This window comes from Aeromonas sp. 1805 (assembly GCF_013085525.1).
Classification (GTDB): Bacteria; Pseudomonadota; Gammaproteobacteria; order Enterobacterales; family Aeromonadaceae; genus Aeromonas; species Aeromonas hydrophila.
In genome coordinates this window covers 2,487,595-2,510,548 of the sequence record NZ_CP038515.1, presented here as the reverse complement: position 1 = coordinate 2,510,548, position 22,954 = coordinate 2,487,595, and the positions used below count along the sequence as shown (strand labels likewise).

Here is a 22,954-nt window from a genome sequence, read left to right as displayed (position 1 = left end):
AGCCAGCAAACATTCATCTCATCGACGAATCAATGCCTGATAAAGCGTTGTAAACTCTCACCTTCTTGTTTCATGAGGCGGTTCCAGTCAGCCAGTTGCAGGCGGACTTCCAACACAAAATCCCCCTCCTCGCTGAAACCTTCCTGCTCGATGCCCTTGAGGCGATAGAGCGCACTGCGCAATCTGGCGGCCGAAGGCGGCAACTGCAGGGTGTGGTGCACCATGGATCCGGCCAGCAATTCAGTCAGGGCCGTAAACAGGTCTGCACACCCTTCCCCGGTCTGGGCTGACAGCCAGACCCGCACCGGGCGCCCCTCTTCGTCACGCTCAAGCCCGACCGGATGTTCACCCAGCTTGTCGATCTTGTTGCAGATCATCAGCTGGGGTCGGTCATCGGCTTCGATCTCGGCCAGCACCTGCTGCACCGACTCGATATTTTCCTGCATCTGCTCATCGGCACAGTCCACCACGTGCAGCAGCAGGTCCGCTTCGCGGGTCTCCTGCAGCGTCGCCTTGAAGGCCGCGACCAGATCATGGGGCAAGTGTCGAATAAATCCAACTGTATCCGCCAGAATCACATCACCCACATCCTGGATCACCAATTTGCGCAGGGTCGGATCCAGGGTTGCGAACAATTGGTCGGCAGCATACACGCTGGCAGCTGTAAGTTGGTTGAACAAAGTGGACTTTCCGGCGTTGGTGTAACCCACCAGGGAAACGGTCGGTACCTCGTTGCGGTTGCGGGCACGACGCCCCTGCTCCCGCTGCTTGGCCACCTTGTCGAGCCGACGCAAAATCGCCTTGATGCGCTCACGCAACAGGCGACGGTCGGTTTCCAGCTGAGTTTCACCCGGGCCGCGCAGGCCGATCCCGCCCTTCTGACGTTCAAGGTGGGTCCAGCCTCGCACCAGGCGAGTAGAAAGATGGCGTAACTGGGCCAGTTCGACCTGCAACTTGCCTTCGTGGGTACGGGCGCGCTGGGCAAAGATATCGAGGATCAGGCCGGTCCTGTCCACTACCCGGCACTGGAACAGACGCTCCAGGTTGCGCTCCTGGGCAGGGGTCAGGGCATGGTTGAAGATGACGACGTCGGCATCCAGCATCTGGACCTGGGACGCTATCTCTTCAGCCTTGCCGCTGCCGACAAAAAATTTGGCGCTGGGCGCACTGCGGCTGGTGGTGATCACCCCCAGCGCATTGACCCCGGCCGAGCTCACCAGCATCTTGAGCTCTTCCAGATCCTCCCGCTCACCCTCATCACTGAAGTTGACATGTACCAGAACGGCCTGTTCGCCGGCTTCATAACGGTCAAACAAGCGCTTGCTCCTTGACAGGAATCATGATGAATCTGGGTTGACGAGTCGCCTCGTCCCGGGATATCACGCCTCGGCTTCACCCTGCTCTTCGCCAGCCGCGCCCGGCGCATGCTGGTGGTGGTTGACGGCACGGGCCGGCACCACGGTAGAGATGGCGTGCTTGTAGACCATCTGGCTCACGGTGTTCTTCAGCAAAATGACAAACTGGTCAAACGATTCGATCTGACCCTGCAGTTTGATGCCGTTCACCAAATAGATAGAAACAGGAATCCGCTCACGGCGCAGCGCATTCAAAAACGGGTCTTGGAGAGATTGCCCCTTAGCCATCTTCTTTTCCTTATAGTTTGTTGTTTTTAAACACCGGATATCAATATAACAACCTGATTATACAGGAGTGTCAAGCCACTCCGGCACGGGCGACGACCCTTGCCAGATTGCCAGACTCACCAGATTCCAACCAGGTCACATCAGACCAACCGCGCAACCAGGTCATTTGGCGCTTGGCCAATTGGCGGGTGGCAACAATTCCGCGATAGCGCATCTCATCATACTCCACTTCCCCCGCCAGGTAGTCCCACATTTGGCGGTATCCCACGCAGCGGATGGAGGGAAGATCCGGGGTGAGATCGCCCCGTTGGTAGAGCGCCCTGACTTCCTGTTCAAAGCCGCCCTGCAGCATCTTGTCAAAGCGCAGCTCGATGCGCTGGTGCAGCACGGCGCGATCGCTTGGTGCGATGGCAAACTGCAACACCCGATAGGGCAGCCCCTCCCCCTGCACCTGAGTCAGCTCGGTGAGCGTCTTGCCGCTGATGCGGTAGACCTCGAGCGCCCGGCTGAGCCGCTGCGGGTCATTGGGATGGATGCGGGCACCGGCCACCGGGTCGATGCGCACCAGTTCATCGTGCAGAGCCTGCCAGCCCAGACGGGCGGCCTCCTCCTCGATGCCGGCCCGAATGACGGGGTCGGCGGAGGGCAACGGAGAGAGCCCTTCCAGCAGCACCTTGAAATAGAGCATGGTGCCACCCACCAGCAGCGGAATGCGGCCGCGCTCGGCAATCTCTTTCATCTCCCGCAGCGCATCCTTGCAAAAATCGGCCGCCGAATAGCTCATGGCGGGGTCCAGGATGTCGATCAGCCGGTGCGGCGCCAACGCCAGCTCGGCGGCACTCGGTTTGGCGGTGCCGATATCCATGCCGCGATAGATAAGCGCGGAATCCACGCTGATGATGTCGCAGGGCAGCGCCTGGCACAGTTCGATGGCGAGATCCGTCTTGCCGGAGGCCGTCGGCCCCATCAGAAAAATTGCAGTCGGCAAGTCAGCCACGTGAAAAACTCCCCTTGCATGGTCGCCAGCCGTGCGGCGCACCTGCAAAAAACTGGTTTATGGATTCAAGAGGGGCATTCCCCTCAATGGCCATCGGCGAACTCGGCCAGCACGCTCGCCAGCGCCAGCGGGCGCACCATGCGAACGTCTGCCAGTTGGTCACTGAAATCGGCAACAAGTTCCGTCAGCAGGCGGTTGGCCGTGGCAAAATCGTATACTTTTTCGCGACTTATCCCCTGCTCCACCAGCCATTGGCATAGTACTTCAGCCTGCTGGCCGGCATCACTGTCAGATCCGCTCTCGATCAGTTGCAACAATTCGGGTAATAAGCGCACCAGATCGGTCTGGCGCAGCAACGCCGGCACCCGAGTCAGGATCATGGTGTCGCGCCCGCCGCTTTTCAACTCCAGCCCCATCCGTTTGAGCAAACGATCCTGCTGCTCGACCAGCGCGACCAGGTTTTTCGGCAGCTTGAAGGAGACCGGCAACAGCAGCGGCTGGGCCGCCAGCCCCTGACCCCAGGTCTCCAGCAGCCAGTGGCGCAGCAGCAAGCGCTCGGCCCGCACCAGCGACAGCAGGGCCAGCCGGTTGTCTCGCTCCAGCAGCAGATAGGCCTGTTCCACCAGGGTCAATGCCCGCCACGCCCCCGCTTTGGCAGGCACGGCAGCGGCAACAGGCGCGGTTTCAGCCTCTGCCAGCGGCGTGCCCTGCACCGCCGGCAGGGTGGTGAGCAGCGATCCCATGCCGCGCATCGCCTCCCGACTGGGGGGCTCAGGCGGCTGGTAGTTGCCGGCCCGCCCGGTACTACTGCCTTCCCGCACTTCCCGGGCCGGCGCCCGGTAGTTGTGCTCGGCGCCATACCACTCGGCTCTGGGGGCCTGACCCGGATACTCGATGGGGGCACTGACCGGCAGCTCGACCAGGGTCTCGGCCAGGGGCTCATCGCTGGCCGCTCCTTGCTGGCGCAGGGCAGTAAACAGCGCCTGGAAGATGAAGTCGTGAATGAGGCGGGCCTGATGAAAGCGCACCTCGTGCTTGGCCGGATGGACGTTGACATCCACCTGACGGGGATCCAGCTCGATGTAGAGCACGTAGGCCGCGAACCGGTCGGCCGGCAGCAGCTCGTCATAAGCCTGGCGAATGGCATGGTTGATCAGCTTGTCGCGCATCATGCGGCCATTGACATAGGTGTATTGCAGATCGTTCTGCGGCCTGGCGCCCTCGGGGGTCGCCAGCCAGCCCCACAGCCGCACGTCGCTGTGCTCGCTCTCCACCGCCAGCGCGTGGTGCATGAAGGGAGAGCCGCACACCGCAGCGAGTCGGCGCTCCTGCTCCGCCACCGTGTTGGCGGCCTTGTACTGGCGCACCACCTTGCCGTTGTGGCGCAGGATCAGGGTGACGTCGAAACGGGAGAGCGCGATGCGGCGCACCAGCTCGTCGATGTGGGCGAACTCGGTCTTTTCGCTGCGCATGAACTTGCGCCGCGCCGGAGTATTGAAGAAGAGGTCCACCACCTCTACCGTGGTGCCCACCGGGTGGGCCGCCGGCTTGACGGTGACGCTCATCTCGCGCCCTTCGGCCTGCGCCTGCCAAGCTTCGGACTGCTCCGCCGTGCGGGAGGTGAAGGTGAGCCGGGAGACCGAACTGATGGAGGCGAGCGCCTCGCCGCGAAAGCCCAGGCTGTTGATCCCTTCCAGATCGTCGAGGGTCGCAACCTTGGAGGTGGCGTGACGCGACAGTGCCAGCACCAGCTCATCCTTGGCGACACCACCGCCATTGTCACGAATGCGAATGAGCTTGGCACCGCCCTTGTCGATGTCGATCTCGACCCGGTCGGCGCCCGCGTCCAGGCTGTTTTCCACCAGCTCCTTGACCACGGAGGAGGGCCGCTCCACCACCTCACCGGCAGCAATCTGGTTGGCCAGAATCGGCGGCAATATACGAATTGGCATCGCTTACTCCTGATGGTTAAAGGCGCGGGTAATCGGCGGGGGTCGATGACGGCTCGCCGGACCCGTCCCTGCCACCGGCAGGGACGGGTCCGGCGCCTCATCCAGCGCTATTTTTGCGGAATATAGAGCACCTGCCCTATCTGGATGTCCCGCGACTTGAGCTTGTTGATCTCCACCAGCCGCGCCTGGCTGACCCCGTATTTCTCGGCGAGCCGGGAGAGGCTCTGCCCGCGGGTGACCACATGACGGAGCATGTTGGCCTTGTCGTTGGTCTGCACGCTGGCGACAGGTGCACTCGGCTCCTTGGCCGCCACCACGTAGGGCTTGATCACGCCAGCGCCGGACGAGGGTCCGCCAACGCTGCTGACCGGTGCCCCGCCATCGCTGCTGCGATTCGGCTCGGTGGCCGGCATCCGGTTGGTCACCACCTGCTGTACCGGTTGCGCCGCCGGCTTGCTGACGGCGACCGGCTTGCTGGCGGGGGCGGGTCGGCTGACCACTGCCTGCTTGTTACTAGCCTGCCCCTTGCCGGTGAGCATGGCTCCCTTGGTTGGATGGGCCCGGTAATAGTTGCGGATCCCCTCAAAGATGGCGCGGGCCAGCTGATCCTGATAGCTGGCGGTGGCCAGCAACTGCTCTTCGGCATGGTTGGAGATAAAGCCCGTCTCCACCAGCACGGAGGGGATATCCGGCGCCTTCAGCACCGCCAGACTGGCGTGCTCCGGTGCCTTCTTGTGCAACCTGGCAACCCGGCCCAGCGAGCGCAGGATCTGGCGGCTGACGTCATAGCCCTCGGCGCGGGACTTGTCCATGGAGAGGTCGAGGAAGGTCTGCGCCAGATAGGGGTTCGGGTCTGATTCGGCCAACACCTTACCGACGCCCCCCAGCAGCTCGCCCTGCTTCTCCTGTTTCTCCAGCCAGCTGCCCATCTCGCGGTTGGCGCGGTTGGTCGACAGTACCCAGACGGAGGCACCGCGCGGGGTCGAGTTGTGGAAGCTGTCGGCATGCACCGACACCAGCAGGTCGGCCTTGGCCTTGCGGGCAATCTCGGAGCGCTTGTTCAGATCGACGAAATAGTCGCCGCGCCGGGTCAGCACGGCACGCATGCCGGGCTCGCGGTCGATGAGGGCGGCCAGCTTCTGGGAGACCGCCAGGGTCACCCGCTTCTCGTAGGTGCGACGCGGGCCGATGGAGCCCGGGTCTTCACCGCCGTGGCCCGGGTCGATGGCAATCACCACTCCCTTGCCCTTGCCCCCCACCGGCGTGGCTTGCACCGCGGCGGAGGCCTTCTCTTCGTACGGCAGGTCGATCACCAAGCGGTGGCCGTAGGGTCCCGCCGGCGCCAGCGGGAACACCACCGGCTTGATGGTGGAGCTGAGATCCAGCACCAGCCGCAGACCGCCCTTCTCCAGCGGCGAGCTCTCGCGGATCTTGCGCACCAGCTCGCTCTTGTTCTCGATGCGGGCCAGATTGGTGACGTTGCTCGCCCCTTTCAGGTCGATCACCAGCCGGTCGGGGCCGGTCAGGGTGAAATAGTTGTAATTGGGGGCACTGCTCATGTCGAGCACCACCCGGGTGTTGTCCGGCGACGGCCACACCCGCACGCTCTTGAGCTGATTCGCCCAGGAGGGTAAGGCCAGCAGGGAAAGGGCAATAACAAGGATCAAGCGCACGTAGATGACAACCGTTCCAGAATGGCTTCGCCAATAGCGGTGCGGGCCTCTATCAGGACCTCGCGCTGCTCGTTTGCATAACTCAGGGTAATGTCGAGATCGGGAGCAGGCAGCCAGCCTTCCCCTTTCTCCGGCCACTCCACCAGACAGAGGGTATTGGCGCCGAAGTAGTCACGGATCCCCATGAACTCCAGCTCCTCCGGGTCGGCCAATCGATAGAGATCGAAGTGGTAGAGCTGCCAGTCGGCCAGCTCATAGGGCTCGACCAGGGTATAGGTCGGGCTCTTGACCTTGCCCTCATGCCCCAACCCCTGTACCCAGCCCCGGGTCAGGGTGGTTTTGCCGGCCCCGAGAGAGCCGTGCAAGAACACCGTGGTTGCCTGCTGGCAGGCGTGGGCTAGTCGGCCACCCAGTGCCACTGTTGCTGCCTCGTCCGGCAGTGTCATCATCAACTGTTTTGCCATGTTCTTCTTTAGCTTGTTATGGTGTCGGGATTTACCAGTCGACGGATAAAGGGCAGCAGGTCCGATGCCAGCATGCCCCGCTCTCCGTCTGCAGCGGCCAGATCGGCCGCTTCCCCGTGGATCACGGCGCCCAGTCGGGTTGCCTCGGCGGCAGACCAGCCCTGGGCCAAAAGGGCGGCGATTATACCAGATAACAGGTCGCCCATGCCGCCACTGGCCATGCCGGGATTGCCCTCGTTGCAGAGCGCCATCCCCTTGCCGTCGTGGATCAGCGTCCCCGCCCCCTTGAGCAGCACCACACCGCCGAAACGCTGCTGCAGACGCTGCACCGCGGCAAAACGATCCGCGGTAATCTCGGCAATGGTGCAGCCCAGCAGGCGGGCTGCCTCGCCCGGATGGGGCGTGAGCACCCAATTATCCTGATGACGGGGACATTGCGCCAGCCAATTCAATCCATCGGCATCCAATACCAGCGGCACCTGCTCGTTAACAAAAGACTCATAATGGCGCCGACCCCACTCATCCTGACCCAGGCCAGGTCCCACCACCCGCACCGAGGCCCAGCGCTCCTCACCTCCGCCCTGACTGCCCATCAATTCGGCCTGGTAGAGGCTGGCGGGCAGCTGGTCAGGATGCTGGCACACCCGCACCAGACCGGCACCGGCCCGCAGGCAGGCGCGAGCGGCCAGCACGATGGCCCCCTGCATCCCCGCATTGCCCCCCACCAGCAGCACCTTGCCGTGGGAGCCCTTGTGGGACGAGCGCTGGCGCGGGGTCAGGCGGGGGTGCAGGGAGGGATAATCGATGCGCTCGGCGGCCGCCTGCCACCCGGGCGGGACGCTGACGCCGAGGGGGTCGCAGTCGAGCCGACCGACGCAATCCACCCCGTCGGCGGTGAGCATGCCCTGCTTGATACCGATGAAGGTGAGGGTGCGGCTGGCGTGCACCACGGCCCCCATGGCGCAGCCGGTGTCGGCATTGAGGCCGGAGGGGAGATCCACCGATAGCACAGGCACCTGCAAGCCATTGATTGTTGCGACGATCTTTGTCATAAGCGGTGACAGCCGGGTATGGACACCGGTGCCGAGCAGTGCGTCGATTACCAGGTCCGGCGCCGGCAGCCGGTCGAGCTCGCCCGCTTCGGCCGACACCACTGCGCCCCCCGTCGCCAGCCACTCGTCGGCGGCCCGCCTGGCGTCCCCCGTCAGCTCGGCGGGATCCCTCAGTGCTATCACCTGGGGCTCCAGCCCCAACTGCCTCGCAAGGCGGGCCAATACATAGCCGTCGCCACCGTTGTTGCCGGGGCCGGTGAAGATCCACCAGCATCGGCTGTGCGGCCAGTGGTGGGTGGCGTAGGTGCGCAGTGCCGCCCCGGCCCGCTCCATCAGGGTATAGAGTGCCAGCCCCTCGCGCTCGGCCCACTCCCGCTCCAGGGCACGGATCTGTTCAGCCCGCCACAGTGATTGTGGTAAACTGCGCACCTCTTTCCCGCTGATAGCATCCCCGATGATCTGTACCATGACGGCTCCTGACTCTCATCCATTCATCCGGGCCAGCTGGCACCGGGCACATGATGCAGTATGACGGCAACCGCCATGCCCGTCGGTCAACCTTGGCAACAAGACCCCAGAGATGCGATACAGCATGACAGTACACCTCCATCCCGGTCAGCACCCGGGCAGGCAGACGGCCCCATGACCACCACCGAACTCCATCAACTGGCCCAAGATATCAAGCTCTGGGCGAGCGAGCTAGGATTCGACCAGGCCGGTATCACCGACACGGATCTCACCCTCGAGGAGCCCAGGCTGCAGGCCTGGCTCGATGCGGGCCATCACGGCAGCATGGATTACATGGCGCGCCACGGCATGATGCGAGCCCGCCCTCACGAGCTGCTGCTGGGCACCTTGCGGGTGCTGTCGGTACGGATGAACTATCTGCCGTTCGAGGCGGGCTTTGCCGCCACCCTGCGCGACCCCACCCTCGGCTACATCAGCCGCTATGCCCTCGGGCGCGACTACCACAAGCTGCTGCGCAACCGGCTCAAGCAGCTGGGGGAGCGCATCGAGCAGCGCTGCGAGGCGCTGGGCTGGCGCCCCTTTGTCGACTCGGCCCCCATTCTGGAGCGGCCGCTGGCGGCCAAGGCCGGCCTCGGCTGGGTGGGCAAGCACTCGCTGCTGCTCAACGAGTCGGCGGGCTCCTTCTTCTTTCTGGGGGAGCTGCTGCTCAGCCTGCCGCTGCCGCTGGATGCCCCGGTGGAGAAAGAGCAGTGCGGCAAGTGCGTGGCCTGCATCAATATCTGCCCCACCGGCGCCATCATCGCCCCCTACGTGGTGGACGGCCGTCGCTGCATCTCCTATCTCACCATCGAGAACGACGGCCCCATCCCCGAAGAGTTCCGGCCGCTGATGGGCAATCGCATCTATGGTTGTGACGACTGCCAGCTCATCTGCCCCTGGAACCGCTATGCCGATGCCAGCCCGGAGCCCGACTTCAGCCCGCGCCCCAATCTGCATCGCCCGCCGCTGTTGACCTTGTGGGGCTGGAGCGAGAGCGAGTTCCTCAAGCACACCGAAGGCAGCCCCATCCGCCGCATCGGCTATCAGCGCTGGCGCCGCAACCTGGCGGTGGCCCTTGGCAACGGCCCGGCCAGCCCGCAGGTCATGACGGCCCTGCAGCAGGCGCTGGCAGCAGCCGAACCCATGGTGGCCGAACACATCGAATGGGCGCTGGCCACCCTGGCCAAACGCCAGCAGGATGACAACAAAAAGACGCGCTTGCTGATCCGCTGCATCGAAAAAGGTCTGCCGGATCACGCATAGACGATCTGCCCCTTGCCGGATCGAAGCCATTTTTTCATGCTCTGCCGACGGTCGATCGTCGGCACTATAAAAGGAACAAGCTGATGCAGATGTTGGGAGTGGATATCGGTGGCTCGGGGATCAAGGGATGCCTGGTCGACACCGCAACGGGCGAGCTGATTGGCGAACGTCACCGGCTGGTGACGCCGCAGCCGGCCACCCCGGCTGCCGTGGCGCATACCCTCAAGGCGCTGGTGGAACACTTCGACTGGAAAGGCCCGGTGGGCTGCGGCTTTCCCGCCACCATCCACAACGGCATCGCCAAGAGTGCGGCCAACATCGACAAGAGCTGGATTGAGACCGACGTCGCCCACCTGTTCGCCGACGTGACCGGCCAACCCTGCCACGTGCTCAACGACGCCGATGCGGCCGGCCTGGCCGAGATGCGCTTCGGGACCGGCAAGGATCGCAGCAAGGGGGTCATCATCCTCGTCACGGTCGGCACCGGCATCGGCACCGCCGTGTTCGTCAACGGTCAGCTGCTGCCCAACACCGAGCTGGGTCATCTGATGCTGGAAGGCATGGTGGCGGAGCACTACTGCTCGGATGCGGTGCGCAAACGCGAGGATCTCTCCTGGGGCCGCTGGGGCAAGCGTTTCAACAAGTACCTGGCCCGCCTCGAATTTCTGTTCTCCCCCGACCTCTTCATCCTGGGCGGCGGCAGCGCCGCCAAGCTCGACAAGTTCATCGACAAGATTGAGACCCGGGCCCCGCTGGTGGCGGCCGCCAACCTCAATCAGGCCGGCATCATAGGTGCCGCTCTGCACGCTGCCGAGCTGACCGCGGCCCGCCAGTCGGCATGATGCCGTCGTGAACAAACAGCAGAGGCCCGGCATTGCCGGGCCTCTTGTTTTCACCGCCCATTTTTCACCCTACATGTCGCCCGGGGACATGTCGCCCGACCGGCTATTTCCTATAGGTCGTCGAGCCGATGGGCGCCGTGCACCAAGCGGGTCAGGCGGGTCTGCTCCTGCTCGGCCAGGCCGCCGAGCAGCCGTACCGTCTCTTCGGTCGGACACTCCCGGGCCAGATGGCTGAGCTCGCCGATGAGCTTCTCATCCTGGCGGCACACCAGCTGCACTATGTCCTGGGTCTGGGCCGTGGCGGGTAGGCTCAGGCGCCGGATCCCGGGCAGCAGATCCTCGCTGAAGCCTCGCTCCAGCCAGGTCTCCTTCACCCCTTCGCCAAGTTCATTCAGGTAGTCATCCAGCTGGCTCTTTGCCGCCTCCTCACGCTGCTGCAGATAGGCCAGCAGCAGCCGGCTGCGCTCGCCATCCACCTGTGCCATGAGGCGCCCGTAACCGAGCCCAAGCTGGTGATGCACCTGCTCCAGATAGAGCAGCAAGTCTTTGATTTGTTGAAATCGCATCAGGTTGCCCTCCTGTATATCGTGCCCTTTAAGTATAAAAAACAGACAATTGCAATCCAAGCCAAAGCGCGGCCCTTGTTGTGCTGCATCAAGCCAGTGGCCAAGAAAGCAGCGATCGATACAAAGTGGAATGATTTGTGCCAACCCGGAGGCAATAAAAGGATGAGCAGGTGAATCCGGTTGGCGGCTAATAAAGGAGGTTGTAAGCGGATATTTACCATGTGATATTCGGCAATCATGCCATCCCACCAAATACAATATTGATGTGAGCGAGATCACCGTCGGCGTTAGTCGGCGGGCGGGAATCCTTAGCACTTTTTTAGACGTCTAGATGTATAAACACGCGTTGACACGGCCATCCAGACATCTTAGCATCATCCTCCATGATGGCAGAGCAACCCAGTGGAACCTCTGCCCAATTCACCCGCCTGTAGCGCCCTGTGCTTTAAGGCTGTTAGCACGGAAGAATCCATGATTAAGTTGATCGGTCTCAACAAAGTCTACGGTAAAGGCAGTGATGCCGTGCACGCCCTGCGTGACGTGAGCCTGCATGTGCCACAAGGCAAAATTTTCGGGGTGATCGGCGCCTCCGGTGCCGGCAAGAGCACCCTCATCCGCTGCGTCAACCTGCTGGAGCGCCCGACGGAAGGTCAGGTCATCGTCGACGGCCAGGATCTGGTCGCCTTGAGCGAACGGGATCTGACCCAGGCTCGCCGCCAGATCGGGATGATTTTCCAGCACTTCAACCTGCTCGCCTCCCGCACCGTCTCCGCCAACATCGCCTTCCCGCTGGAACTGGCGGGCTGGAGCAAAGAGAGGATCCGGCAACGGGTCGAAGAGCTGCTGGCGCTGGTCGGGCTGGAAGCCCGCGCCCACGCCTATCCGTCCGAGCTCTCCGGTGGCCAGAAACAGCGGGTCGCCATCGCCCGGGCGCTGGCGCCGGCCCCCAAGGTACTGCTGTGCGACGAGGCTACCTCGGCCCTCGACCCGCAGACCACCCGCTCGATCCTGACCCTGCTCAAGGAGATCAACGTCAAGCTGGGGCTCACCATCCTGCTCATCACCCATGAGATGGACGTGGTGAAGGGGATCTGTGACGAAGTGGCCATCATCAGCGACGGCCGGCTGATCGAACAGGGTGAAGTGGCTTGGTTCTTCAGCAATGCCAAGACCCAGCTGGCGCGGGACTTCATCCACTCCACCATCCACCTGGAAGTGCCCCAGGAGTATCAGGATCGGATGAGTGCGGAACGGGTCCCCGGCAGCTATCCGCTGGTGAAGCTCGGCTTTACCGGCAGCACGGTCGACACGCCGCTCATCTCCGAGGCGAGCCGCCGTTTCAACATCGACATCAGCATCCTGAGCGCCGACATCGAATACGCCGGGGGCGTCAAGTTCGGCTTCCTGTTGGCAGAGCTGTTCGGGGATGAAGCCCAGTGCGAGGCGACCCAGCAGTTCCTCATCGACAACCATATTCAGCTGGAGGTAATGGGTTATGTCCGAAGCCATGATTAATCTGCTGTTCACGGCCCTGGGTGACACCCTCATCATGGTGTTTGCCTCCGCCCTGTTCGGCTGCCTGCTCGGTCTGCCGCTCGGTGTGGCGCTGCACGTGACCAAGGCTGGCCAGATCCTGGCCAACCCGCTGCTCAACCGCACCCTGGGCATGGTGGTCAACGTGGGTCGCTCGGTGCCCTTCATCATCCTGCTGGTCGCCATCATCCCGCTGACCCGGCTGATCGTCGGCACCAGCATCGGCACCATCGCCGCCATCGTGCCGCTGACCGTCGGTTGCATTCCCTTCATCGCCCGTCTGGTGGAAGGGGCCCTGATGGAGGTGCCGGACGGCCTGCTGGAGGCGGCCAAGGCCATGGGCGCCAAGCCCCTGCAAATCATCACCAAGGTGCTGCTGCCCGAGGCCCTGCCCGGCATCCTCAACAGCGTCACCATCACCCTCGTCACGCTGGTGAACTACTCCGCCATGGCCGGTGCCATCGGGGGCGGTGGTCTGGGCGATGTGGGTATTCGTTACGGCTATCAGCGCTTCGACCCGACCGTCATGCTGGTGACCGTGGTTATTCTGGTCGTACTGGTTCAACTCATCCAGAGCGCGGGTGAGCGCCTGGTCAACAAATGTGATCATCGTTAATCGTCGATTTCTGACAGGAGGTTTTATGAAATTTGGCATCAAATCCGTTGCGGCAGCCCTGCTGGCCACTCTGGTACTGGCCGGTTGCGGTCAAAAAGAAGAGAACAAGACCCTGAAAGTAGGCGCCATCGCCGGCCCCGAAACCGAACTGGTTGAAGTGGCCGCCAAAGTGGCCAAGGAGAAATACGGTCTGACCGTCGAGGTGGTCAACTTCTCCGACTACGTCACCCCGAACGTGGCGCTGAACGATGGCAGCATCGACGTCAACGCCTTCCAGCACAAGCCCTATCTGGATGCCCAGATCCGTGATCGCGGCTTCAAGCTGGTGCCGGTCGGCAACACCTTCGTCTACCCGATCGCTGGTTACTCCAAGAAGATCAAGGCGCTGAGCGAGCTGAAAGATGGCGCCCAGATCGCGGTGCCGAACGATCCGACCAACCTGGGCCGTTCCCTGATCCTGCTGGAGAAACAAGGTCTGCTGAAGCTCAAAGAGGGTGCCGGTCTGGAAGCGACCGTGCTGGACATCGCCAGCAACCCTCGCAACTTCAAGATCGTCGAGCTGGAAGCTGCCCAGCTGCCGCGCTCGCTGGAAGACGTGGACTTGGCCATCATCAACAACACCTTCGCCGGTCAGATCGGGCTGACCCCGACCGAGAACGGTCTGTTTGTTGAGGATAAAGAATCCCCCTACGTCAACCTGATCGTCGCCCGCGACAACAACAAGGACGACGAGAAGGTCAAACAGTTCGTACAGGCTTTCCAGACCGACGACGTCTACAAGAAAGGGCTGGAACTGTTCAAGGGCGGCCTGGTGAAAGGTTGGTAATCACTCACTCGGCAAAAAAGGCCACGCAATGCGTGGCCTTTTTTTTTGCTGCCGTTATCATATCGGCGAGCACGGCAACACGAACATATTCAGCACATGAAAAAATGGTATCTGGCCTACTGCAAGCCAAAAGAAGAGGCCCGCGCCCGCGCCCATCTCGAAGCCCAGGGGATCGAGTCCTATTACCCCATGGTGGAAATTGAAAAACTGCGGCGGGGCAAGCGTGTCCCGGTGCGGGAGCCCATGTTCCCCAACTACCTGTTCATCTATGTGGATCTGGAAGAGGTCACCCCGGTCACCCTGAAGTCGACCCGCGGCATCAGCCGCATCATCCACTTCGGTCGAGAGTGGACCTCCATCAGCAGCCAGCTGGTCTATCAGCTGATGAGTCGGGACGACAGCGACGAGGCCCGCGCCAGCTACGCCAGCCTGCCGACCCAGGGCGACAAGGTGCTGATAGAATCCGGTCCGCTGGCCGGCTTCGAGGCCATCTATCTGGAGCCGGACGGCGACAAGCGGGCGATCCTGCTGGTGAGCCTGCTCAATCAGGAGACCAGCAGCAGCTTCGACAACCAGTCCTTCCGCCGGCTGGACTGACATTCAGGCCCCCATGGCGAGAAGCACCTGATTCCTGCTGGTGAGCCTGCTCAACCAGGAGACCAGCAGCAGCTTCGATAACCAGTCCTTCCGCCGGCTGGACTGACATTCAGGCCCCCATGGCGAGAAGCACCTGATTCCTGCTGGTGAGCCTACTCAACCAGGAGACCAGCAGCAGCTTCGACAATCAGTCCTTCCGCCGGCTGGACTGACATTCAGGCCCCCATGGCGAGAAGCACCTGATTCCTGCTGGTGAGCCTACTCAACCAGGAGACCAGCAGCAGTTTCGATAACCAGTCCTTCCGCCGGCTGGACTGACATTCAGGCCCCCATGGCGAGAAGCACCTGATTCCTGCTGGTGAGCCTGCTCAACCAGGAGACCAGCAGCAGCTTCGACAATCAGTCCTTCCGTCGGCTGGACTGACCCGGTCATAAACCACGGCAGCCCAGAGCAACCCTCTCTTGCGCCAGCGAGGCTAAAAAAACGGGGCAGGCCCAGCGGCCTGCCCCGTTTTCATACGCCTTGTCCGCCTCAGGCATCCAGCTCGAAGCGGCTGATCACCGCCGTCAAGCGGCCGGTATCCTGCGCCAGCCGGGCCACTATCTCCTCCCCCTGCTGGCTACGCTGGCTCGACTGTCGGCTGAGGCCGGCGATCTCCTCCACCGTTCCCGCCACCTCCTGGGCCACCCGTGACTGCTGCTCGGTCGCGGTGGCGATGGCCCCCAGCTGGCCCGACAGATCCTGTACCAGCTGCAGCATGGCATTGAGGGTACCGGTCACCGAGTCGACGGCCCCGCGCCCCTCTTCCACCAAGCGGGTGCCGCTGCCCACCGTGTTGACGGTCTGGCGCGTCTGCTGCTGGATGCTGGCGATGGTCTGGCTGATCTCCTCGGTGGACTGACTGGTCCGGCTCGCCAACAGCCGCACCTCGTCGGCCACCACGGCAAACCCGCGCCCCTGCTCGCCGGCCCGCGCCGCCTCGATGGCGGCATTGAGCGCCAGCAGATTGGTCTGCTCGGCGATGGTGGCGATCACCTCGGTGACGCGTCCCACCTGCTCGCTCTGGCTGCTGAGCTGGCCCATCGCCTCGTTCGCCTCGGCAATCATGGCGGCGATCTGCTGCATGGTGGCGGTCATGCGGGCCAGCTCGTGGCCGCCTTGGCGAGTCTGCTGCTCCGCCTGCTGAGCGGCTCGCGCCGCTTCGGCGATATTGCCCGCCACATCCCGGGTACTGACCGACATCTGCTCGATGGCCGCCGCCACCGTATCGACCCGCTGATTCTGGCTGGCCAGATCGGTGACGATGGCGCGGGTGGTGCTGCCCACCTCGCCGCAGGCCCCGTCCACCTGCCCCACCGCCCCCTGGATCTCCCCCACCAGCTGGCGCAACTGGCCGGACATCTGGTTGATGGAGCCCGTCAGCCCGCCCAGCTCATCCTGGCTCTGTACCGGCAGAGGGCGGGCCGGCAGCCGGCCGTTGGCCACCAGATCGGCCCGCAGCACCAGGCTGGCGATGTCCCGGGTCAGGCGGCGACTGAACAGCAGCGCCACCAGGGTGCCCAGCACGATCACCGTCAGGGTGGCCAGCAGCAGGGTACGATTGATGGTCTGACCGGCGCTGGTCATCTTCTGGCCCATGCTTTCCACCTCGGCGCGGGTCTGGATCACCTGGCCGGCCAGCTGGGTCGCCAGCTGACCGAGAGCCGGTTCAATCTCGGTCGCCATCAGATGGTTGGCCTGATCCCAGTCGGGTGCCTGCCGCTTGTTGATCACCTGCCCCACCAGCTCGGCGAAGGGGGCCGACATCTCCTCGAACAGCGACCAGATCCCCTTCTGCGCCTCGGTAAAGTTGGCCTCCTGCTGCTTCAGCTCGGCCACCCGCTGCTGGTGGAACTGGTAATAATCCTGGTATTTGGTGCGATAGTCCGGATCCCCGGAGATGAGGAAGTCGCGCAGGGCGGAGAGCGCATTGGAGAGACCGTTGTAAGCATCCCCCACCTGCTTGAGCAGCAGGCGGCGATCGCCGGGCAGCTGATCCTGCGGGGTGGCCACCTCTTCGTTGGCAAAGGACTGCAACTGATCGAGGGCCGACTCCGCCAGCGGCCCCGCCTCCTGCAGCATCAGGGTATGGGCGGGCAGGTTCTCGTCGGTATGGGCGATGTCCCACACCTTCTGCTGGCTGGTCTTGAAGACCTTGAGCGAGCGGGTCAGCTCGGCGGTGAACTGCTGATGCTCGATCACCTGCCAGGCCCCCTCCCACTCCTGTTTGAGACGGGCGGCCTGCGCCGGATCCTTGCCCAGGATGAGATAGGCCCGCAGGGAAGAGATGGTCGCCACCAGCGCCTTCTGGCTGGCTTCATCCCGTTGCAGGGCGGGCAGAGCCTGCTCCAGCAGGGCGCTGCCGGCCTGTCCGATGCGACCGAGCTGGTGGTAGACAAGGCAGGAAGAGAGGATCACCAGCAGATTGATAAAACAGAAGCTGAGCAGCAACTTGCTTGAAATTTTCATGAACATCCTTGTTTCGTTGCGGGCATCCTGCCCGACATTCACTCCCCGAGCAGCGCCGGTAGCCGTTCACGCCAGGAGTCATGCCATCCCAGCAACTCCTCACGTGGCATGGGCCGGGCCGAGAAGAAGCCCTGGCACACGTCGCACCCCAGCCGTGCCAGCAGCCGCCAGGTAAGTTCATCCTCCACCCCTTCGGCGACGGACTTGAGCCCCAGTTTGCGGGCCAGCTCGATGCTTGACTCTATTATGGCCAAGCGGGAGGGGTCCTCAAAGCAGCGATCGACGAAAGAGCGATCCAGCTTGAGCTCGGTGAAGGGCAGCAGGGCCAGCTGCTGCATGGAGGAGTAGCCGGTACCGAAGTCGTCGATGGAGAGGCCGAAGCCGTGCATGCGCAGGCGGGTCAGCACCTCCAGCGACTTGCCCAGATCCTTCACGAACGAGCTCTCGGTCACCTCCAGGGTGATGAGCTCGGGGTTGATGCTCCAGCGCTGGCACTGGTTGATCAGGGTATTGCACAGATCCCCCTCGATGAGGGAAGTGGTGGAGAGGTTCATCGACAGATTGAGAGAGAGCCCGGTCTGCTCCCACAGATGGCCATCGCGCAGCGACTTGCTGATGATCACCTCGGTCAGCTGATCGATGAGGCCGTTGTGTTCCGCCAGCGGAATGAAGCGGGCCGGCGAGATGAGGCCGTACTCCGGGTGCTGCCAGCGCGCCAGCGCCTCCATGCCGACCCACTGGCCGGAGCCGAAGCTCACTTTGGGCTGATACCAGGGCAGCAGCTGATCCTGCTCCAGCGCCAGACTCAGCTCGTCCAGGGTCAGGCGGTGACCGTCCTCCTCCTGGGCTCGCTCCTGCTGCGGGCGCCAGGCGCCGATGAGCTGGCTGATCTGCTGCTGGCTGGAAGGCTTCTCGATACGCCCCAGCACCTGCAGACCATAGGCGGCACTCATGCGCAGCACGGCCTCGACCACGTCATCCTCCAGCGCGCTGGAGAGGATGATGCCGCCACGAAAACCGCCCAGCGAGAGGCGACGCAGCAGCGCCATACCGTCCATGCCAGGCATGCGCAGATCGCAAAACAGGATGTCGACCTGATGACTCTGACACATGGCCAGCGCCTCCACCCCGTCCTGCGCCTCCAGCAGGGAGCCGTAACCGAGCCCGCGGATCTGGTGCATCAACGCCTTGCGCTGGAACGCGTGGTCTTCCACCACCATGATCACCAACTCATGCTGTGTCTTGTTCATCGAGCCATAATCCAATTTCGCATGTAATAGAGTTCATCAGCGCCAGTACCGTCTGACTCAACTCGGTAAGTTCGTCCAGCTGCTTGAGGCGGGCCGCCGCTTCGAGCCGGGCCGCCTCCTCCGCCAGAGCCTGCTGCCCCACCATGCGGGCAGCCCCCTTGATGCGGTGCGCCGTCTCCACCAGGGCATAGGTGTCCTGCCTGGCCAGTGCCTGCATCATGTCATCGCCGTCCTGGCGATTGGAATCCAGATATTCCCGCGCCATGCTGCGCGCCACCGCCTCATCGCCAAACAGCGAGATCCAGCACTCTCCCTGCTCGCTAGCCAACGGAGCGGGCTGGTCCAGCTCCTGGGTCTGAGGGCTCACCGGCAACCAGCGCATCAGCATCTGATGCAGCGTCTCCAGGGTATAGGGTTTGAACAGCATGTCGTTCATGCCGGCTTCCTGCATCTGCAGGCTGGCCTCTTCGGATGTATCGGCGGTCACTCCGATGACGGGAGCCGACTCCCCCTGTGCCCGCAGGGCCCGGGTCAGACTATAGCCATCCATCACCGGCATGTGGCAGTCGGTCAGCAGCAGGGCGAATGCCTGCCCCTGCCAGGTGCGCAAGGCCTTGTCACCGTCATCCACCACCTCGGCATCCACCCCGAGGATCGCCAGCTGGCGAGCCAGCAGCGCACGGTTGATGGGGTGATCGTCGGCCACCAGCACCCGTCCCTGCAATTTGGGGGCATTGGCTTCGACTGGGCTGATCGCCGCCTCTCCCAGCAACTGGTGACAGGTTTCCAGCAGCAGGTCAGGATAGAGCGGAGACTGCCCCAGCCGCCACCAGGCACCCGACCCCATGCGGCCGCGCAGGGCCTCCTGCGGGGAGAGCACTATGCCCTTGAGGGCCGAGCGCTGCAAATGTGTCAGCCATTCGCTGCCAAGGGCCTGCTCGAGCCAGCTCTCCTCTGCTAATAACAAACCACTCATCGGCTGCTGCCACTGCTGTGGATCCAGACGATGCAGCCTGGCTCCCAGCCGCTGCATCGCGCTCTGCAGGGCCGCATCCTCGCCAAACAGCCACCAATCGTGGCCTGCCAGCGGCGGGGCATCCCACTGACACGCCGCCAGCGGGAAGTCGAAGGTGAGCCGGGTACCGTGCCCCGGCTTGCTCTCGAGCACCAGCGTGCCCCTCATTTTCTGGGCCAGCTGGTGGCAGATGGCAAGGCCGAGCCCGGTACCACCGAAGCGTCGGGTTATGTCGGACTCCACCTGCTCGAACGGGGTAAACAGGCGATCCTGCTTGTCCTCGGCAATGCCGATGCCGGTGTCGCTGACCGCGATGGCGAGCCGCTCTTTCTCAAAGCTGACCTGGATACGGATCTCGCCCCGCTCGGTAAACTTGACCGCATTGTTGAGCAGATTGGAGAGCACCTGCCCCACCCGCACCGCATCGATGCGGGCCTGATCCGGCACCTCCGGTGCCCACCCCAGCGTCACCTTGAGCCCCTTGCCATGGGCCAGGGTGGCGTGACCGCGGATCACGTCACAGATGACGGAGGCGAGGCGGCAATCCTGATAGTGCAACTGCAGCTGACCCGCCTCTATCTTGGAGAAATCGAGCACGTCGTTGACCAGATAGAGCAGGTTGTTGGTGGAGGTCACCACGTTGCGCAGCAGATAGCGCTGGTCGTCGTTCAGCTCGCTCATCTGCAGCAGCTCCAGCATGCCGTGCATACCGGAGATGGGGGTCCTCAGCTCGTGGCTCATGGTGGCCAGGAAGCGGCTGCTCACCTGCATCGCCTGCTCGGCATAGGCGCGCGCCTCCCTCAGGTCGTGCTCCTGGTGCTTGAGGGCCGTGATGTCCTGGATCACCCCGTTGAGGATCAGGTGCCCCTCCTCCTGCGGCACGAAACTGCCGCGCACCTGCAGATAGCGGGCCCCCTCCGGCCGCTCCACCCGCACTTCCAGATCGAGCGGGGCCAGGGTCTCGGCATGATTGGCCACCTTGCTGACGAAATCCTGCAGTGCCTCCTCGGTAAAGCCGAACACCTCGCCACCTGACTCGGCCGACAATATCTCCTGCCGGCTGGCGCCCAGGATCTCGCTCGCCCCCTGCGAGGCATAGAGGAAGCGCCCCTTGCCGGGGCCGAGCCAGAGGTACTGGTAGACGATGCCCGGCATGCTGTCGGTGATCTGGGTGAGCCGGGTCTCCGCCTTGCGGGCCCGCGCCTCGGCCTCCTTGATGCGGGTCACGTCGGTCAGTACCGTCAGTACTCCCAGCATGTCGCCCTTTGGGGAGCGATAGGGACGCTTGGTGTAGATGACGTGGAACATGGCGCCATCCTGACGGCGGCTGTTGCCCGCCCCTTCCAGCTGTTCGCCGCTTTGCCACACCCCCGACTCTTCGCGCAGCACCCGCTCCCGCTCTCTGGCCGGCATCCGGTCCAGATCGTCGCCATCATCCTGGGTCAGCTCACCGATAAAGGCATCCCGATAGGCCTGGTTGCAGAGGGTGATACGCTGCTCGCGATCCCGCAGCACCACCATGTTGGGCAGGGAGTTGAGCAGGGTCTGCACAAAGGTCAGCTGTTCGTTCAATTTGTGCTCGGCCAGCTTGCGCTGCACTATCTGGCGGCGCAGGGTCCGGTTCCAGCCCATGAACAGCAGCACGCAGAGCAGGAAAGCGCCCACGCCGACCGCGGACCAGAGCGCCACTGTGGCAGGGTTGATGCCGGTCTGGATGGTCAGAGCCAGCCACTTGTGCTCCAGCTTGGTCATCTCTTCCGGGCGGATGGAGAGCAGCACCTTGGTGAGGATCTGCTGCAGCATGGGGTCCTGCTGGTGCACCGCCATGGCGACCGGCACCCGCAGCTCGTTGCCGGAGAACACCACCTGATAGCGGTTGTTGAACCCCTTTTGCAGCGCCTGCTCCAGGGTGGTCATGCTCATCAGCACGTAGTCAACCTGATGCCCGTCCAGCAGTGGCAGCAGCTTGGTATCGCTGCTCACCGTCACCGGGTGGGCACCCACCTCGTTGAGTACCAGCTCCTCCACCGAGCCGCCGACGATCCCCACCCGTCGCCCCTTGAGCTCGTTGAGGTTGTCCAGCTCCTCACTCCCCTGTCTGGCGGCGATCACCCGGTGGATGAAGGCGTAGTCGGGAGTAAACAGGGAGTATTGACGCCGCTCCGCGGTCGGCGTGATGGCCGGGATGAAGTCCAGCTTGCGCGCCTGAAACAACGCCTGGGTCTCGGCCCAGCTGCTGGTGGGCACCAGGGTAAACTGCAGGCCGGAGCGCAGGCTCACCAGCTTGAGCATGTCGGCGATGAAACCCTTGAGCTGGCCATTACCGTCGATCTCGCTCACCGCCGGCCAGTCCGGTGCCACCCCGAAACGCAGGGTCGGATGGCGGGCCAGCCAGTCGAGCTCGCTCTGGTTGAACACGATCTGGCGGGGACCGTTGGCCAGCTCGTAGTCAACTATTCCGCCGGTCTCCAGAATGCGGCGCCGCTCATCCAGCGGAATGTCGTTGAGGGCCAGCTCCAGCAAACCGAGCAGCCCCTGATTGTCGGGCCCTACCGCCATGGCCAGCGAGGTGTCCGTCACCCACTCCGGGGTAATTACCTTGAGCCCGGCCTGCTGCTGCAGGCGCTGCAGGCGAACCAGAGAGGGCAGATCGGAGAGATAGGCATCCGCCAGCCCCTTCTTCACCATGAAAACCGCTTCGTCACTGCTGTCCGCCTCGGTGAGCTGGGTCATGCCGAGCTCCGCCAGCTCTTCACAGGAGCTGAAGCCATGTTCGCACACCCAGCGCAGCTGGCGCGCCGTCGCCAGAGTCGGCTCCCCTTCCTCTCGCGCCAGCAACACGCCACGCGGCAGGGTCATCAGATCCGAGGTAAAGCGCATCTTCTGCTGCCGCAACTGACTCGGCGTCACCCCGATCAGCATGTCCACTTCGCCATCGAACAAAGCTTGCTGGGCACCGGCATAGTAGGGGTAAGTCTTGTAGCGCACGGTCAGCCCCAGCCGGCCGGCAATCAGGGTGGCAAAATCGTCGAGCGGGCCGCTGAAGCCACCCCGGCTATTGGCATAGATGTAGGGCGGCCAGGCCACCGACGGCATGCCGACCACCAGGTCGCTGCGCGAGGCAAGCCAGAGCCGCTCCGCCAGCCCCAGCTGATCCTTGTCCAGGGAGGTTTCCGCCGCAGCCACCAGGCTCCAGCAGGTAAACCAGCACAACAAAATGGCGCGATAGCAGAGGCGCAGCATGGGTAACTCCTGAGCGGCTTGGAGAGCGATCATAGGGATTTTGGCAAAATGTGCGAATAGAAATTCGTAACAGAACTCGTCCGGATACGAAAAACGGCAGGCTCACGCCTGCCGTTTTCTAGCAAGAAGGGGGCCAAGCCCCACATCATCAGGTTATTCGGTTCCCGAGCCGGAAGCCGGTTTGATATTCCCGCTCACGGATGTGGGCGATCTGCACATTTTGCCCTTCCAGACCGATGTCCTTGAGCAGAGCAGGCGACAGATGCAGGTAGCTGACACGACGCTCCAGCCGGGTAATCCGTTTCTGGACCAGGGTTTCGACGGTGCGCAGCAGGGTCAGTTCGATAGACATAATATTCTCCAGTTGAACGTGCGGTTCCCCCGGAGAGAAGAGATCACCCTGCGG

General features: G+C 63.3%; 18 protein-coding genes and 2 pseudogenes. 8 read left to right on the top strand and 12 right to left on the bottom strand.

Going from position 1 to position 22,954, the window contains the following annotated elements; translation table 11 throughout:
- Window positions 1–29: 29 nt before the first annotated feature.
- The 7 genes from hflX to E5E96_RS11850 form a co-directional block, all read right to left on the bottom strand.
- Window positions 30–1,316, bottom strand: coding sequence for a ribosome rescue GTPase HflX (hflX, locus tag E5E96_RS11880; RefSeq protein ID WP_011704865.1), 1,287 nt, complete (start codon window positions 1,314–1,316; stop codon window positions 30–32).
- 63 nt (window positions 1,317–1,379) lie between these two features.
- Complete coding sequence (gene hfq / locus E5E96_RS11875) at window positions 1,380–1,643, bottom strand: RNA chaperone Hfq (RefSeq protein WP_011704864.1); 264 nt, start codon at window positions 1,641–1,643, stop codon at window positions 1,380–1,382.
- 70 nt (window positions 1,644–1,713) lie between these two features.
- Window positions 1,714–2,631, bottom strand: coding sequence for a tRNA (adenosine(37)-N6)-dimethylallyltransferase MiaA (gene miaA / locus E5E96_RS11870; RefSeq protein ID WP_171283230.1), 918 nt, complete (start codon window positions 2,629–2,631; stop codon window positions 1,714–1,716).
- 92 nt (window positions 2,632–2,723) lie between these two features.
- Window positions 2,724–4,592 (bottom strand): DNA mismatch repair endonuclease MutL, encoded by a 1,869-nt coding sequence (gene mutL / locus E5E96_RS11865; protein WP_171282214.1) that lies wholly within the window; start codon window positions 4,590–4,592, stop codon window positions 2,724–2,726.
- A gap of 107 nt (window positions 4,593–4,699) precedes the next feature.
- A complete protein-coding gene (locus E5E96_RS11860) occupies window positions 4,700–6,265 on the bottom strand; it encodes an N-acetylmuramoyl-L-alanine amidase (RefSeq protein WP_171282213.1) in 1,566 nt (521 codons plus the stop codon).
- A complete protein-coding gene (gene tsaE / locus E5E96_RS11855; RefSeq protein WP_011704860.1) occupies window positions 6,256–6,729 on the bottom strand; it encodes a tRNA (adenosine(37)-N6)-threonylcarbamoyltransferase complex ATPase subunit type 1 TsaE in 474 nt (157 codons plus the stop codon). The genes E5E96_RS11860 and tsaE overlap by 10 nt, the downstream gene beginning before the upstream one ends.
- 8 nt (window positions 6,730–6,737) lie before the next feature.
- On the bottom strand, window positions 6,738–8,249 hold the full coding sequence (locus E5E96_RS11850) for an NAD(P)H-hydrate dehydratase (protein WP_171282212.1): 1,512 nt from the start codon (window positions 8,247–8,249) through the stop codon (window positions 6,738–6,740).
- A 174-nt stretch (window positions 8,250–8,423) separates the two neighbouring features.
- On the opposite strand from E5E96_RS11850, the gene queG reads away from it, so the two are divergent.
- Window positions 8,424–9,551, top strand: coding sequence for a tRNA epoxyqueuosine(34) reductase QueG (queG, locus tag E5E96_RS11845; RefSeq protein ID WP_171282211.1), 1,128 nt, complete (start codon window positions 8,424–8,426; stop codon window positions 9,549–9,551).
- 83 nt (window positions 9,552–9,634) lie between these two features.
- Window positions 9,635–10,393: a polyphosphate--glucose phosphotransferase gene (ppgK, locus tag E5E96_RS11840; protein WP_011704857.1), complete on the top strand. Its 759-nt coding sequence runs from the start codon at window positions 9,635–9,637 to the stop codon at window positions 10,391–10,393.
- Window positions 10,394–10,503: 110 nt separating this feature from the next.
- Here the strand turns inward: ppgK and E5E96_RS11835 are convergent, their stop codons facing one another.
- The gene (locus E5E96_RS11835; protein ID WP_171282210.1) at window positions 10,504–10,959 is read right to left on the bottom strand and encodes a hypothetical protein; all 456 of its coding nucleotides are present in this window, start codon (window positions 10,957–10,959) and stop codon (window positions 10,504–10,506) included.
- 471 nt (window positions 10,960–11,430) lie between these two features.
- On the opposite strand from E5E96_RS11835, the gene metN reads away from it, so the two are divergent.
- From metN to E5E96_RS11810, 6 genes and pseudogenes are all read left to right on the top strand, one after another.
- A complete protein-coding gene (gene metN, locus E5E96_RS11830; RefSeq protein ID WP_171282209.1) occupies window positions 11,431–12,474 on the top strand; it encodes a methionine ABC transporter ATP-binding protein MetN in 1,044 nt (347 codons plus the stop codon).
- Window positions 12,455–13,108, top strand: coding sequence for a methionine ABC transporter permease (locus tag E5E96_RS11825; RefSeq protein WP_011704854.1), 654 nt, complete (start codon window positions 12,455–12,457; stop codon window positions 13,106–13,108). Before metN ends, E5E96_RS11825 begins: the two co-directional genes overlap by 20 nt.
- Before the next feature lie 25 nt (window positions 13,109–13,133).
- A complete protein-coding gene (metQ, locus tag E5E96_RS11820) occupies window positions 13,134–13,934 on the top strand; it encodes a methionine ABC transporter substrate-binding lipoprotein MetQ (protein WP_011704853.1) in 801 nt (266 codons plus the stop codon).
- A gap of 96 nt (window positions 13,935–14,030) precedes the next feature.
- The gene (rfaH, locus tag E5E96_RS11815) at window positions 14,031–14,531 is read left to right on the top strand and encodes a transcription/translation regulatory transformer protein RfaH (RefSeq protein ID WP_016349600.1); all 501 of its coding nucleotides are present in this window, start codon (window positions 14,031–14,033) and stop codon (window positions 14,529–14,531) included.
- A gap of 140 nt (window positions 14,532–14,671) precedes the next feature.
- Window positions 14,672–14,743: pseudogene (locus E5E96_RS22515) on the top strand (transcription/translation regulatory transformer protein RfaH); the annotation flags it as partial.
- Between the two features lie 140 nt (window positions 14,744–14,883).
- Window positions 14,884–14,955 (top strand): annotated as a pseudogene (locus E5E96_RS11810) (transcription/translation regulatory transformer protein RfaH); the annotation flags it as partial.
- 108 nt (window positions 14,956–15,063) lie between these two features.
- Here the strand turns inward: E5E96_RS11810 and E5E96_RS11805 are convergent.
- From E5E96_RS11805 to E5E96_RS11790, 4 genes are all read right to left on the bottom strand, one after another.
- A complete protein-coding gene (locus tag E5E96_RS11805; protein WP_171282208.1) occupies window positions 15,064–17,040 on the bottom strand; it encodes a methyl-accepting chemotaxis protein in 1,977 nt (658 codons plus the stop codon).
- 38 nt (window positions 17,041–17,078) lie between these two features.
- Entirely contained in the window at window positions 17,079–18,290 is a 1,212-nt protein-coding gene (locus tag E5E96_RS11800; RefSeq protein ID WP_171282207.1) for an EAL domain-containing protein, read from the bottom strand.
- Window positions 18,271–22,548, bottom strand: a complete 4,278-nt coding sequence (locus E5E96_RS11795) for a transporter substrate-binding domain-containing protein (protein ID WP_171282206.1) — start codon at window positions 22,546–22,548, stop codon at window positions 18,271–18,273. Before E5E96_RS11795 ends, E5E96_RS11800 begins: the two co-directional genes overlap by 20 nt.
- A gap of 148 nt (window positions 22,549–22,696) precedes the next feature.
- A complete protein-coding gene (locus E5E96_RS11790; RefSeq protein ID WP_011704847.1) occupies window positions 22,697–22,900 on the bottom strand; it encodes a hypothetical protein in 204 nt (67 codons plus the stop codon).
- Between the last annotated feature and the right edge of the window lie 54 nt (window positions 22,901–22,954).